This is a genomic window from Candidatus Ornithobacterium hominis (assembly GCF_951229915.1).
GTDB classification, from domain to species: Bacteria; Bacteroidota; Bacteroidia; order Flavobacteriales; family Weeksellaceae; genus Ornithobacterium; species Ornithobacterium hominis.
Genome location: NZ_OX579588.1, coordinates 980672 through 995186, shown reverse-complemented (window position 1 = coordinate 995186; position 14515 = coordinate 980672). Strand labels below are relative to the sequence as shown.

The window sequence follows — 14515 nt, the reverse complement described above, 5'->3', positions numbered from 1 at the left end:
TAATTAAAGAAGAATGGAAAATCAGCAGAGTTCAAACAAAAAAAATAATTTTGAAATTGTAAAAGAAGTTTTGACGCATTTTTTGGATGAAAATAAACACCGAAAAACTCCAGAACGCTATGCTATTTTAGAAGAAATTTATTCTACCGATGAACATTTTGATATCGATGAGCTTTACATGAAAATGAAAGCAAAAAAATATCGTGTGAGTCGGGCAACTTTATACAACACGATAGAGCTTTTGATTGATGCTAAGTTAGTGCGCAAACATTTGTTTGGTGATTCACAACAAGCACGTTTTGAGAAATCCTATTTTGATAATCAGCACGACCACGTCCTGTTGACTGATACGGGTGAAGTTTTAGAATTTTGTGACCCTAGAATTCAAAGTATTAAAAATACGATAGAAGAAGTCTTTAATATCAATATAGAAAAACACAGTTTATACCTTTACGGAACTCGTAAAAAACCTTAAATGAGAGTTTTTATTCTTCTCTTTTTATTTCTAAGTATTTGGGTAAGAGCGCAGCAAAAGCAAGGGAAAATACAGCATATCCATAGTGATAAAATCGAGCAGTTTCGAGATAAATACCCAGGGCAAATTCTATTATCTGGAAGCGTTCGGATGGAGCACAATGGGGCCATTTTGGAAGCTGATAGCATTCTCTTTGATGAGAAAAATAATTATGCAAAAGCTTTTTCTAATGTGCACATGATTAGCTCTGCCAATGACCTCACAGCAGATCAGGTAGACTATGATGCTAATCTACAATTGGCAGTAGCTGAAGGAAACGTCGTTTTACGAGATGCTGAGCAGACGCTCTATACCGATCAATTGAACTATGATCGAAAATTAAATAAAGCCTATTACACCACAGGCGGAACGATTGCTAGCAACGAAAGCATCATCAACAGCCGCTCGGGAGAATATGATATCAATAAGCAGATCAATAGCTTTGATTCAGATATTGTGATTAATAATAAAGATTACCTGATTACCAGCAAAAGTTTAAAGCATTATTCTAAAGGTAAATATGTTGAATTTTTTGATGAAACCTTTATCCAGAGTAAAAACAACCCGACACGTTTTATTAAAACATCTAAGGGGACCTATTATCTAGATGAAAAGAAAGCATATTTGGAAAATAATAGCTCTGTGCATTCTGATGGAAAAATGTTGCAAGCAGATAAACTTTTCTACAATCAGTTGACGGGTTTTGGCAAAGGAGAAGGAAATGTTTTTTTAAATGACCCAAATGAAAAAAGATTTATTAAAGGCGATTATGGTGAGGCGTTCAAAGAATTAGATAGCGCTTTTGTGACGGGAAACGCCTTGGCCGTAAGAGCATTTGAAGAAGATTCACTTTATCTCCATTCTGATACACTGATGGTTTCAAAATCAGATTCATTGAGTTTGATTCGGGCTTTTCATCAAGCTAAATTTTTCAAAACCAATATGCAAGGCAAGGCAGATAGCATTGTACTTTCAGAAAGCCAAGGAAAATTAAGCTTCTTTAGCGACCCTGTAATTTGGAGCGGCTTGCATCAGATTACGGGCGATACCATTCATGTTTTCATCAATACAGCACAAGAGAAATTAGACTCCATACAAGTTCGTTCCAACGCTTTTGCAATTTCTAAAAGAGATTCGCTCAGCAAAGAAGAATTCCATCAAGTCAAAAGCAGACAAATGCTCGCCATTATTATCAACGAACAATTAGATTGGGTGCAAGCAGATGGAAATGCTCAATCACTAATCTATTTAGAGGAAGAGAAAAAAGATACATTAACGCAACAAGCACTTGAGAAAAATTTAGTAGGAATCAACCGCTCAGACTGCGCCACGATAGAAGCTAAGTTCAAAAAAAGTGATATACAAATTATTTCATGTTTAGGAGGCGCAAACTCCAAGATTGTCCCTCCGCACAAATTCAGTGAGATAGAACTTTTTTTACCCAAATTTATCTGGCGAGAAAAAGAACGCTTTAAATCCTGGCAAGAAATCATGCCAACGCAGCTTAAGTTAAATGACTGAGCTGTAATAACTTTTTTAAGATGATAACTTTATTAATCCATCAAGATTGTAATTTTCAAAAAAAATAATCATAGACAACGAATAATTATCAAAAATTTTTTAAGCCTTAAAAAAAAAATTAAAAACTGAGATCAATTAAAGATTTTATTCAAATCTAAAATTTTTGAGTCAAAAAAAAGCATCAAATATGAATTTTAGTTAGCTTAAATTTAATAGATAATAAGTTGCTTTGAGAATCTTTCAGAAAAACTTTAAATTATTCCCATAGAATGTTTTTGATTTCATATATTTACTTCAAAATAAAAAAATGAAAAATATAGCCCTTATTTTACTTATTCTCATTGCTCTTGTTATGATTTTACTTGGTTATCAAAATCAAATGCTACCGCCAGCGCTCACTGGTATAGGATTTATACTCATTGCTTATCTTTTGTGGAGCGATAAAACTAAGGTTTAAAAATTAAAAAAGAATGTAAATGGCCGTCCTTAATTGCGTCGGTTTTTTTTGGCTTCACTTATTAATTTTTTAAGGGTCATAAAACAAAAAGTACATAAAATTAACGTGAATAATGGATAAGAAAAAGTTGTAAAAAAGGAGTAAGATATTTATATTAGTGGTTGAATAACAGTTAATTACAATAAACACTTACTCCTATATGCAAAGATGAAATTACAGGAATTCATGTAACTATCGATGATTTTAACCAACTTTTTGAAAAAGAAATTAAGCAACTCCATATTATATAAATTTAGATGATGACCCCATTTAAACTTTTTTTGGAGTGAATTTTTTAATAGCTATAACCATAAAAGCAAGGTAATTAAACCCTAACCAATCAAACTTGTTAAGCGGTTATCTCAAATTATCTAGCCAAGCATTTGTTCTTTCAATACGAAAATAAATCAGAGTAATTTAAAAGAAATAACAGCTACCCTTAAAAAATAAAACCGTCGAAAATCAAATGATTAACAACGGTTTCAGTACCCGAGGCGGGACTTGAACCCGCACAGCCTAATGGCCACAGGATTTTAAGTCCTGCGTGTCTACCAATTCCACCACCCGGGCGGCTATTGACCTGAAAATTGGAGCGAAAAACGGGATTCGAACCCGCGACCTCAACCTTGGCAAGGTTGCGCTCTACCAACTGAGCTATTTTCGCATTTCTCTCCTTGGAGTTGAATTGGATGGCAAATATAGAATAGATTTATATTTCCACCAAATTTTTTGACTATTTTTTTTTAAATTTAAGTCTGTAATGTATTATGAAAAAGTTACTCGAATACTAAATTCTATCATATTTAATTGATTACCAATAAAGTGAAGTTACAAATAACTTTGAGGGAAATAGCAAAATAGTTTTGAATGAATAAAAAATATCAAGTTCAGAAAGCTTTATATTACTAATCTAAGGGGCGTAAAACAAAAAGTACAGAAAAGAGAAATAGAAAAAAGCTGATGAAAACGGCTTAAATAAAGGGATTGAGGACATTTTGCTCTCTTTTTTTGCTTTAAATTCATGATTATTAAGGCATAAACATAAGTGTGTTAAAATGTGCTAATTTTCTATCTACCCATTGGCAAAACTTGGCGTTATCATCGCCTCAGCCTTCTGAACTTTGTCCCCAGATAAACGATAAAATTAGAAGAAATGAAATTAATCACTATTGAAGAGAACCAATGGCTACAATTACGCCAAGAAATCCAATTTATAAAAGCGTACCCAAAACAATAGTCGCACGAAAAACAAAGACTAAATATTCTCAATAAGCTTAGATACTTAACACAAAGCCTTATAGAATATTGAAAATATCTAGTCTCCAAATCGTTTTAAGACACAAAATTTAATAACGCTTAATGGCGTATAAATAGTTTTCAAGCCATGGTTCTGAACCTCTTCCACCTAGACTTGCTAACCAACCCTTTGCATTGTTAGAAAAATTTTCCATATAATCATAGAAAGCATGCAAGTAAATGGTTTTAGTTTCTGTTAGAGTAATTAGAAAAGTGCCATAAAGAGGTGTATGACCACCTGTAAAAGTTAATTCTACTGAGTTATATATAGGAGAAGCGTCATCAACCGGAACAATAAGTGGAGACACGCCAAAATCTTGTGGCTCTTTAGTTTCAAAAAACTTTGTTCTTATCCATACAGTAGGTTGTTTTACTACACTGATTGTTTTTCCACTCGGGGTATTAACTTGCTCTACTAAAGCATTTTCTATGCTCTTGATAAATAAAGATCCATAATAAATAACCCATTTGCCGGGTGGTAGTGTAATGGACTGCCCCATATAGCGAGTTAAATCAGGATTTCCTTCAGCAAGATATTGTTTATAATCATGGAAGTATATTATATCATTTGGAAAAGGTGCTTCTTTTGTTACTGTGTTGCCTTGCACTAATTGTGTGGTTCCCAGTACGGTAGGGTCAATTCGGGGTACATAGCCCAGATTTCCATTTGCATCTGCCACTATAGAGCGAGTATATTCTGTATCACTTACATTGCCTTTGAGTTCGCGTACTCTTGCTGTTCCGTTGATGTCCAAGGTTGCGGTAGGATTATCAGTACGGATTCCCAATCCACCAGCATTACTCACCGTGATTAGCGGATCATTATCACTATTTTTGATTTTGAGTGCGCTGGTGGCGGCACTATTTTCTTTGGATACCACCTCCAAAGTCGCTTGCGGTGTATCTGTATTTATCCCTACCTGTGCAAAGGCAGATACGCCAAATGTGAGAGATAAAATAGTTAATTGTTTTTTCATAATGGTAACATTTTAGATGGATTAAACTTTTGAATCGCTTTGTTCTTTTTTTGTCGCAATTCGTTGATTTTTAAAATGTCGTCCTAAGGTTTCCTTGGGTATGGGCATAAAAAAAGGTGTGGATGACTTTTTTGTAGTATACCAAAACCTAGGTATCCCCATACCCGAACTATCAATACACCAAGTCCCACACCCGATAGGGTGTAGTTCCTGTATGTTTCTGATAGTTCTTAAAATTGGGGAATTTCAGGTTTTAGAAATCATACAATTACACTATTTTTATGTTATGTTGCCCGTTGGCGCTATGTCATAAGTTTTTGTTTTTTCGTGATTTAACTTAAATTAAAAACAGCCGTAGCTATTTGGGGTCAAAGATACTAAAATTCTTGTTTTTGGAGATTTTTTTTGGAGAAATTTTTTAAGGCTTGTTCTGAAACTTCATCTTTTGATGTGCGTGTAAGATGTTATGGCGGTAAAGTATCTTGACAATCTGGTTATAATTGACGTCTATTTTTCTAAATTGAGCGTTTAACTCGGTGAGTTTGGTATAAAAATCAATGGCTGTTTTATCAATTTTTACTGTTTTAATTTCTCTATTGAAAAGAACTGAAGTAATAAAATGGGCTTTGTATTCCATACCTGATTGTGCTACTAATTTTATGGCGTTTAAAGCTACTTTAAAAAGTATTTAAAAACCATTTAAACACATTGGACATGCATTTTGTTTTGAGGATTATAATTTATTCAAATTTTTGAATTAAACTTATTCATCAGCAAAATTTCCCAAAAAAAATTAAGCCTTAAAAAAAAATCATCAAAATCTCTTCTTCTTCTTTCATTCAAAGGAGATTTATGCACATTGGGAATCATCATTCATCAAATTATAATTAGCTTTGCAGTAAATCAACTGATTTATGTCTAAGAGTTTAAATTCCATCAAAAAAGAAAACGGAGAAAATTTTGAACAATGCTCCATCTGTGAGAAAAGCTTGATAAAGGATTTGTTTTTTGTAGAAAAAGCTTACCAAAGAAATTTGAATGGAGAGGGCTTTTTCATTCTATTTGAATTTGCTATTTGCCAAACTTGTAAACAAGAATTGGGGCTTAAATTATCAAAGGAATCGTTCCAAAAGATGCAAAATTATCTTTTAGCACATCAAGCTCAAATACAGAAAAACACCCAAAAAGAATCAGCAGAAATTTGCTCTTTCTCAGGGCGAGAATTAAGCGAAGGAGAAGCTTTTCATCAAGTTTTTATGATACAAAACGGGACTCCACTGGGAGCTCCTATTTCTATGAGCGATGTAATTATGGAAGAATATCAAGCACTTTTGTCAGAGAAAACCAAAGATTTTTTTGAAGAATTTTATCATGAGTATATTGATGTTCCACCAGCAATGGCGAGATTACTAAACTCGAAGCAAAAAACAGTCTTACTATGAGTGGTAAAAACAAAGAAATCTTTATTCGAAATTATAGAGATTGGGAAAATTTTTTAAGCCTTCAGAAAAATTTTAAGCAAGTTTTTGTACAAGATATTGATTTTAGAGAAAAAGGAATAGATTTTTCAGGCCTAGCACTCAAGAATACCACTTTCTTTGGCTGCCGACTGAATCGCCAACAAACCAAAGACTTAGTGGAGGCTGGTGCATTTGTTTACCCTAAATTTGAACACTTGCCATATAATCCCAATCGGCAGAACTTGTACACGCATCAAGAGCTTTTGGGTAAATTTGACCAAGAAAGTGAGGATTCTGTTGATTTGAAAATTTATGAATCTTTTAAGGAAACTCGCTACACGCCAAGTATTCAAGATGCAATGGCTCAACGCCTGCATGATTTCAATATAGATGAAAGTTTAAGACGGCTTATTCTTTACAATGAAAAAGGCATGACAGAAAAAAAGGCTGTGGGCTTTATGGGCGGGCATGGTGCACGAAGAGGCAGTGAATATTATGTGAAAGTAGCACAAACCGCCAAATTAATGACAGAAAATGGATACTATATCGTTTCTGGTGGAGGGCCGGGCATTATGGAAGCAGCGAACTTGGGTGCTTATTTTGGTGGGAAAACGAATGAAGAATTGGCGGATGCCATTGAAATTTTAAGTGATTTAGATTTTCCAGTGGATTTAGCAAATCCGAAAGATTATTTAGCTCAAAATTATGTAGCTCAGGCTCAGAAGGTTCTAAAGAAATATCCTGACGGGAAAGAGAATTTAGCGATTCCTACATGGTTTTATGGTCACGAACCGACGAATGTGTTTGCTTCTCATATTGCTAAATATTTTTCAAATTCTATAAGAGAAGATACTTTGCTGGCTATTTGCCTTTACGGTGTTGTATTTGCTCCAGGAAGCGCAGGGACAACGCAAGAAATCTTTCAAGAAGCGGCTCAAAATCATTATGGTACATTTGGCTACATTAGCCCAATGGTATTTTTGGGCAAATCAAGGTATGTAGAGGAAACTTCTTTGTATTCTGTTTTGCATCAATTGGCTGTGGGGAAAAAATATAAAAAACTCCTGTACCTAGCAGATGAGCCTGCCTTGGTACTGGAGTTTATTGAAAATCACCCGCCACAGCCAGTAGAGGATGGGTTAGATTATATTCATGAACTTTAAACCTAATAGCCATAGAATCGTTAAAATCGGGCCTAAAAATCCAATACTGATTCCTCCATATTTGAAGTCACTTTGTTCTAATTTCCCTGTGCTGTAAGCAATGGCATTTGGTGGGGTAGAAACAGGTAAGAATAATGCACAAGAAGCACTTAGCCCGATGACTAAAGCCATTTCTAATGAGCCAACTCCAGGTAAAATAGTAGCTACTGGAATCAAAATCGTAGCTGTTGCGGTGTTGCTCATTATATTGGAAAATAGAACGGTGGCAAAGGCAAATATCAGCATAATAATGATAGGATTGAATTCTATACCGTCTAATTTACTGACGAATAAATCAGCCAGGCCACTCAGCTGAATAGCTAAGCCTAAAGATAATCCACCTGCGACTAGCATCAATGTGTCCCAAGGTAATTTGCGCACATCTTCACCAGTGATGATGCTGACCATGGGTAGTAAAATGATGGGAATTCCTGAGACTGCCGCTGCTGGAATCCCATGCCAAGAACTGGTTAACCACAAAAGAATAGTAATACCAAGTACAATAAGTACAAATTTCTTATTAAACTTATCTAATTTGCTTTCTAAATTAGATTGATTTAAGAAAGATAAGTCAAGTTCAATGTTTTTTAACTTAAAAATTTGAGTTAAAACTAGCCAAAATATAACTATTAAAACTAAAGAAATGGGTATACCATAAATCATCCAATCAAGGAAAGTAATTGGTTTTATATTATGATGAATTTCAGATAAAGTATTGATGGCTTCGACGGCAATTGCATTGGGAGGTGAGCCAATAATGGTTCCCATACCTCCGATGGATGCCGCTGCTGGAATCCCGATGAGTAGAGCCTTTGCCATACTGTTTCCTTTAGGTAAAGTGTTGATAAAGGGCATGATGGAAGCAATCATCATGGCTGTTGTAGCTGTATTAGACATAATCATAGAAGCAATACCCGTTGCTAACATTAGCGCAAACAAGATATTTTTAGGTTTTTTGTCCACCACAGAAATACTCATTTTGAAAAGATCATAATCTAATCGCGTCTTTCTCAAGCCTTCTGCTAAGAAAAAACCTCCTAACATTAGCCAAATAACAGAGTTAGACCATGTCTGCACAAATTGTCTTACGTCAATATACCCTTCTTCCCCCATGACATTGGTGTCTTCTCGGCCAATTAAGAAAATCAATAGACCAACAATCAGCAACCCGACAGCAAAGGGCGGAATTGCCTCTGTGACCCAAAGAGCAATAGCTAGGAATAAAATAAAAACCACATAAGTTTGAACCGTCGTTAAATTCGGTTCATAATTAGTGATTAAAAACGATAGTCCAGATGCAAAAATGATACTTAATAAGAAAAAGATAACCCTTTTTTGAGCATCGATAATTTGTCTCATTTTGTGGCCAACAATTTGTGCGGCTCGCCTTGAATCTCCCATAAAAATTTAACTTTTATAAATTTACTACGTTTACAAATATGATAGACTTTTTTTAAAATAAAAATGATAATTCTTACTTTTTTGATAATCTTTTAATAACCTGTTTAAAATAAGGCATAATACAATTTCTAAAAAGAATATTTAACTGAAATTTAATAACTTCTATAAGCCATAAAATATTAAGAAACGTTAATCTTCGGATGTGAAAGAATATTTTTTTAAATTGCAACAAATTTCAGAAATATGTCAAGAGCAAGTGATCGAATGTATCAAAGCCGCCTGCGGTCTTCCAATATCACCGTGGTAGTAAGTATTGCATTGGTTTTGTTTTTATTGGGTTTATTTGGACTTATTGTAGTTAATTCAAATGACTATGCCGAACACCTCAAAAATCAATTTGAAATCGAAGCTTATTTCAAAGAAGCTAAAGACCAAAGAGATATAGACAAAGAAAAAGAAACACATCAAGCTTTTGTAGATTCTCTGAGACAAAGAGCCTTTATCAAATCAGTAAAATATGTGAATAAACAAGAGGCTTTGTCGATTGCTAAAAATCAATTGGGGCTCAAAAAAGAAGATGTAGATTTATTCGAAGAAGGGCTCTTTCCGCCCAGTGTTTTAATGACTATTAAACCCCAGTATGTAGACAGTGCCCAAGTTGATAGCATTACAAAAATAATTTCTGATTATGAGATAATTGATAGTGTAAATGATACCTCTAGCTTAGCAGGAATTTATCAACGGATAGACAATATTATTTACTGGTTAGTGGGCTTGGCAGCTGTATTTTTAATTATTTCTATTATTTTGATTAATAATTCTTTAAGGCTTAAAATATTTGCAAAAAGATTCACAATCAAAACCATGCAACTGGTAGGAGCCAAACGTCGATTTATCATAGCACCTTTTGTTATGCAAAGCTTTTTATTAGGACTTTTGGGTGCTATACTAGCACTTTTAGCCTTAGGTATACTTTGGTATTATGCAGCACCAAAGCTGCATTTATCCACTTGGCATAATGACTTCATTTGGATTATCATTGGGATTTTAGCTGTAGGGATTTTGATTGCCGTAGTCAGTACATTCTTAGCCTCTTGGCGATATTTGAAATTGAGAACAGATCAACTTTATTACTCATGATGAAACCAAAAACACCTTTACCTAGCGAATTTTTATTTCGTAAACAAAATTATGTTTTAATGTTGGTAGGTCTCTGTGTCATTGCTTTAGGCTTTTTTTTGATGACAGGACACGATGCCAATACTCGCCCTGATGGTACTTTTGACCCTAACTATTGGAACGAAGATATATTTTCTTGGCGAAGAATTCGCTTAGCACCTTTCCTAGTTTTATTAGGATTTGTGATAGAAATTGCAGCCATTCTTTATCCCTTTGATGGATTGTTGAAAAGAAAACAAAATCAATGAATTATTTAGAAGCAATCATCATTTCTATTATCGAAGGTTTAACGGAATATTTGCCTGTTTCATCCACGGCACATATGATTTTCACCAGTTCCATTTTTGGAATTCAAGAAGATGAATTTGTGAAAATGTTCCAAGTCAGCATTCAATTTGGAGCCATTCTAGCTGTTGTTTTTCTTTATTGGAAGAAGTTTTTTGATTTCTCTAAATTAAACTTTTACATCAAGTTAGCCACGGCCGTTCTCCCAGCTTTGGTTTTTGGTTATTTATTTGATGATTTAATCGAGGAAATTATGGGAGATCCTGTGCCGATTGCCATAGTTTTAATTTTGGGTGGAATAGTTTTACTTTTTATTGACCAGTTTTTTAACACCCCAACGACTTTCCGTGAGTCAGAGATCAGCATCAAACAAGCCGTCACCATTGGCTTTTGGCAATGTTTAGCCATGATGCCAGGCACGAGTCGGTCAGCGGCATCCATCATTGGAGGTATGCAGCAAAAACTAAATCGAGAGACCGCAGCAGAATTTTCTTTTTTTTTAGCCGTCCCGACGATGTTGGCAGTGACAGTATATTCAATTTTTGTGAAAAAATGGGGTGAAGGTACAGCAATAGTGAAAGGTTATGAGATGATATTCGCAGACCAACAGCACATGATTTTATTTCTAATGGGGAATATAATAGCCTTCATTGTATCCATATTTGCCATTAAATTTTTCATTGAGATGATAAAAAAATACGGTTTTAGAATCTGGGGCTGGTATCGTATCATTGTTGGGATAATATTATTGATTTATTTCACACAATTTCAATAAAATGGCATTCAGTTTAGACGAATTGAGAGAAGGGCAGGTTTTCATTATCGATAAACCCTTGGATTGGACGAGTTTTGATGTTGTGAAGAAAATCAGGTACAACATCCGTAAGACTCATCAATTAAAGAAATTTAAAGTAGGGCACGCTGGCACGCTTGATCCTAAAGCCACGGGGGTTTTAGTTATTTGCGTAGGTAAATTCACAAAACGCATCACCGAATTTCAGTCGCAGACTAAAACCTACCGAGCAAAACTCAAGCTCGGTGCCACTACTGAAAGTTATGATACCGAGCAACCTGAAGATCAAACATTCCCAATCAAACATATTACGTTAGAAAAAATTTCTAAAGCTTTAAAAAATTTTGAAGGAAAAATTACTCAAATTCCACCAGCGCACTCAGCCATAAAAGTTAATGGCACACGAGTTTACAAATTGGCAAGAGCAGGAGAGGAGGTAGAAATTCCTCCACGGAAAGTCCATATTCACCGCATCGAAATTCTCCATTTTGAAATGCCTTTTCTAGAAATTGAAGTCGTGTGCGAGAAGGGAACTTACATTCGTACATTAGCTCATGACATTGGTTTGGCGCTAGATTCAGGAGCTTATTTGACGCAACTTTGCCGAACACAATCAGGCGAGTTTAATTTAGAAAAATCAGATAATGCACCGCTGGATCTAGATTTTTTCAAGCCTTAAAAAAAAATACAAAAAAATTAAGATTTTTAAATTTCATCTAAAAACTTAAGGATACTAAGTTGAAACCTAAGCATCTTTATGTCGATTTTTTAAAATTAATAAAACATCACGTAGAGAAAAGCCTCTATTGTGCAATGCCAGTAAGTAGTAATATAATACATCGGCAGATTCTTCCAAAAAATCCTCATCAGATTCTTCGCCAGAAGCGATGACCATTTCTACCGCTTCTTCACCCATTTTTTTTGCAATTTGAGCAGCTCCAGAGCGGTATTTTTTTCTAATCCGTTTATACTCAGAATCATTGAGCTTGGCTTCTTCCATTTGGTGTTCCAATTTTTTAAGAAACGGAAATTTTTTTGACATAGAAAAATTGATTTTACGCAAGCAATTTAAAATTTATAATTAGAAATACCATCCAAATCTAGACTGAATCTGAAATGTTTTTTTTGAGGCTTAAAGTTGATTGTATTTTATGTTGTTTAATAAAAATTTCTAAAGCTTAAAAAAAAACGGGTAAACTAATTATTTACCCGATTTTCTATTAAAAATTTTCAAGCCTTTAGAAATTATTTTTTAATTCCTTCTAGCTTGAATAAGAAAGCATACTCTAAGGCTAAATCTTTCAGGTAATCAAACCGACCAGAAGCACCGCCATGGCCATAATCCATCTCTGTTTTGAAGAGGATAACGTTCTTGCCCTGCTGGTGGTCACGCAATTTGGCTACCCATTTTGCTGGCTCAAAATACTGTACTTGGCTGTCGTGTAAACCAGTCGTTACTAATAAATTAGGGTAAGATTTGTTTTCTATATTTTCATAAGGCGAATAAGATTTCATGTAGTCATAAGCTACTTTTTCATTGGGATTTCCCCACTCGTCATATTCATTGGTTGTGAGAGGGATGCTCTCGTCTAGCATCGTGTTGACCACATCTACAAACGGAACTTGAGCAATTATCCCGTTCCACATATTGGGTTTCATATTGATGACCGCCCCCATCAGCAATCCGCCAGCACTACCGCCCTGTGCATACAAATGCTGAGGGGAGGTAAATTTTTCTTGAATTAAAAATTTACCAGCATCGATGAAATCAGTAAAAGTGTTTATTTTCTTCATCATTTTCCCGTCTTCGTACCATTCTCTTCCCATTTCTTCGCCCCCACGAATATGTGCAATGGCGAAGGCGAAGCCACGGTTGAGCAATGCTAATCGGCTAGAACTGAAAGTTGCCTCCATTGATGCTCCGTAGCTGCCATAGCCGTAAAGTAAAAGTGGATTTTTTCCATTTTTTTCTAAACCTTTTTTGTAGACCAAAGAAATAGGGATTTTGGTGCCGTCTTTAGCGGTAGCGTACAAATATTCTGAAACGTAATTATTTTTATCAAAATCACCCAAGACTTCTTGCTGTTTCAGTAATTTTCTCTTGCCTGTACGCATATTTTGTTCAAAAATAGAGGCAGGAGTTACCATTGAATTGTAGGCAAAACGGAGTTCTTCAGTAAAATACTCAGCGTTGCCTGTGGTGTAAACTGAATAAGTAGGCTCGTCAAAAGATAAAAGTTTCTCTTGCCCAGTTTGGCGATTTTTGATGACCAAACGCATTAAACCATTAAAACGTTCTGTGATGACTAAATAATTTTTGAACTCATCAACACTTTCTATCAAAACGTCTTCACGATGCGGAATAATTGCTTTCCAATTTTCTTGTCGGGTGGCATGGAGTGGTGTTTCCATGAGCTTGAAATTCAAGGCATTTTGATTAGTTAATACCAAAAAACGATCTTCTAAAGGTACAACGCTATAGAGTACATTTTTGATTCGAGGCTGAAAAACTTTAAATTCATCCATCGGTGCATTAGCATCTAAATATCTCTCTTCTGAAGAAGTGGTAGCTGATGAGTGAATGAAAATATATTGATTGTTCTTTGATTTATAAACACCGATGTAATTGGTATTATCTTCTTCGTGGTAAACGACAATATCTTTGGACGCATCTTCACCCAAACGATGGCGCATAATGTTCTCGGTCAACAATGTCGTTTCATTATTTTTAGTGTAAAAAACGGTTTGATTATCATTCGCCCAAACGGTAGAACCAGTCGTGTTGCTAATGCCATCACTGTAAACTTTTCCAGTTTTTAAATCTTTGAAGTAAATTTGATATTGGCGACGAGAAACTTCATCTACACCATAGGCAAGCCAATGATTATCAGGGCTAATAGAAAAACCACGCACGCTAAAGTAAGCTTTACCTTTGGCCATTTCATCTACGTCGAGCAGAATTTCTTCTGGCGCATCAAGACTACCTTTTTTTCTACAATATTTGAAATATTGCTCACCATCTTCGGTGCGAGAATAGTAATAATAGCCGTTTTTGAAAACAGGCACACTTTCGTCTTTCTCTTTGATGCGAGATTTCATTTCATCAAAAAGCACTTGTTGAAAATTTCGAGTATCTGCCATCATTTGATCTACGTATCGATTTTCCTCTTCCAAATATTGAATGATTTGTGTGCTATCTGCTGTTTTTTTGAAGTAAGCATTCATCCAATAGTAAGGGTCGTTGACTTGTTCACCGTGGATATCTCGCAGATGGTTTTTCTTTTCTGCATCAGGCGGATTGACCGCAGGCCATTCTTGTGCTGTCATAAAAATTTTAAAGCTTAAAAATATTAAAATAAAAATACCTTTCTTCATTGATAAGATTTTCACA

13 protein-coding genes, 2 tRNA genes and 1 pseudogene are annotated in these 14515 nt (G+C 34.9%); 9 read left to right on the top strand and 7 right to left on the bottom strand.

What is annotated here, in order from left to right; all coding sequences use genetic code 11:
* The first annotated feature begins 13 nt into the window (after positions 1 to 13).
* From QOX03_RS04620 to QOX03_RS04610, 3 genes are all read left to right on the top strand, one after another.
* Positions 14 to 475 carry a Fur family transcriptional regulator gene (locus tag QOX03_RS04620; protein WP_283671709.1) on the top strand — a complete coding sequence of 154 codons (462 nt, stop codon included), beginning with the start codon at positions 14 to 16 and terminating at the stop codon, positions 473 to 475.
* Entirely contained in the window at positions 476 to 2035 is a 1560-nt protein-coding gene (locus QOX03_RS04615; protein ID WP_283671708.1) for an OstA-like protein, read from the top strand.
* A 307-nt stretch (positions 2036 to 2342) separates the two neighbouring features.
* A complete protein-coding gene (locus QOX03_RS04610) occupies positions 2343 to 2492 on the top strand; it encodes a hypothetical protein (protein ID WP_165844967.1) in 150 nt (49 codons plus the stop codon).
* A gap of 525 nt (positions 2493 to 3017) precedes the next feature.
* Here QOX03_RS04610 and QOX03_RS04605 read toward each other — a convergent pair.
* The 4 genes and pseudogenes from QOX03_RS04605 to QOX03_RS04590 all read right to left on the bottom strand — a co-directional run.
* A tRNA-Leu gene (locus tag QOX03_RS04605) sits at positions 3018 to 3101 on the bottom strand.
* An 18-nt stretch (positions 3102 to 3119) separates the two neighbouring features.
* Positions 3120 to 3195 (bottom strand) — tRNA-Gly (locus QOX03_RS04600).
* Between the two features lie 682 nt (positions 3196 to 3877).
* Entirely contained in the window at positions 3878 to 4804 is a 927-nt protein-coding gene (locus tag QOX03_RS04595; protein ID WP_283671707.1) for a hypothetical protein, read from the bottom strand.
* A 466-nt stretch (positions 4805 to 5270) separates the two neighbouring features.
* Positions 5271 to 5465, bottom strand: a pseudogene (locus tag QOX03_RS04590) (plasmid mobilization protein); the annotation flags it as partial.
* 253 nt (positions 5466 to 5718) lie between these two features.
* On the opposite strand from QOX03_RS04590, the gene QOX03_RS04585 reads away from it, so the two are divergent.
* Together QOX03_RS04585 and QOX03_RS04580 are read left to right on the top strand one after the other, a co-directional pair.
* Positions 5719 to 6246, top strand: a complete 528-nt coding sequence (locus QOX03_RS04585) for a hypothetical protein (protein ID WP_283671706.1) — start codon at positions 5719 to 5721, stop codon at positions 6244 to 6246.
* Positions 6243 to 7427: an LOG family protein gene (locus QOX03_RS04580; protein WP_283671705.1), complete on the top strand. Its 1185-nt coding sequence runs from the start codon at positions 6243 to 6245 to the stop codon at positions 7425 to 7427. Before QOX03_RS04585 ends, QOX03_RS04580 begins: the two co-directional genes overlap by 4 nt.
* On the opposite strand, the gene QOX03_RS04575 is transcribed toward QOX03_RS04580, so the two are convergent.
* A complete protein-coding gene (locus tag QOX03_RS04575; RefSeq protein WP_283671704.1) occupies positions 7404 to 8867 on the bottom strand; it encodes an SLC13 family permease in 1464 nt (487 codons plus the stop codon). The genes QOX03_RS04580 and QOX03_RS04575 overlap by 24 nt on opposite strands.
* A 243-nt stretch (positions 8868 to 9110) precedes the next feature.
* Here QOX03_RS04575 and QOX03_RS04570 point away from each other — a divergent pair, with 243 nt between their 5' ends.
* Genes QOX03_RS04570 through truB form a run of 4 tightly spaced genes read left to right on the top strand, consistent with a single transcriptional unit; the run spans position 9111 to position 11803 of the window.
* The gene (locus QOX03_RS04570; RefSeq protein ID WP_283671703.1) at positions 9111 to 10007 is read left to right on the top strand and encodes a cell division protein FtsX; all 897 of its coding nucleotides are present in this window, start codon (positions 9111 to 9113) and stop codon (positions 10005 to 10007) included.
* Positions 10004 to 10294 carry a DUF3098 domain-containing protein gene (locus tag QOX03_RS04565; protein ID WP_434800616.1) on the top strand — a complete coding sequence of 97 codons (291 nt, stop codon included), beginning with the start codon at positions 10004 to 10006 and terminating at the stop codon, positions 10292 to 10294. Before QOX03_RS04570 ends, QOX03_RS04565 begins: the two co-directional genes overlap by 4 nt.
* Positions 10291 to 11106: an undecaprenyl-diphosphate phosphatase gene (locus tag QOX03_RS04560; RefSeq protein ID WP_283671702.1), complete on the top strand. Its 816-nt coding sequence runs from the start codon at positions 10291 to 10293 to the stop codon at positions 11104 to 11106. The genes QOX03_RS04565 and QOX03_RS04560 overlap by 4 nt, the downstream gene beginning before the upstream one ends.
* Before the next feature lies 1 nt (position 11107).
* Positions 11108 to 11803, top strand: coding sequence for a tRNA pseudouridine(55) synthase TruB (gene truB, locus QOX03_RS04555; RefSeq protein ID WP_283671701.1), 696 nt, complete (start codon positions 11108 to 11110; stop codon positions 11801 to 11803).
* Positions 11804 to 11869: 66 nt separating this feature from the next.
* Here the strand turns inward: truB and hisE are convergent, their stop codons facing one another.
* Together hisE and QOX03_RS04545 are read right to left on the bottom strand one after the other, a co-directional pair.
* Positions 11870 to 12166, bottom strand: a complete 297-nt coding sequence (hisE, locus tag QOX03_RS04550; RefSeq protein ID WP_119058045.1) for a phosphoribosyl-ATP diphosphatase — start codon at positions 12164 to 12166, stop codon at positions 11870 to 11872.
* 203 nt (positions 12167 to 12369) lie between these two features.
* Entirely contained in the window at positions 12370 to 14451 is a 2082-nt protein-coding gene (locus tag QOX03_RS04545) for a S9 family peptidase (RefSeq protein ID WP_434800615.1), read from the bottom strand.
* Positions 14452 to 14515: the final 64 nt, after the last annotated feature.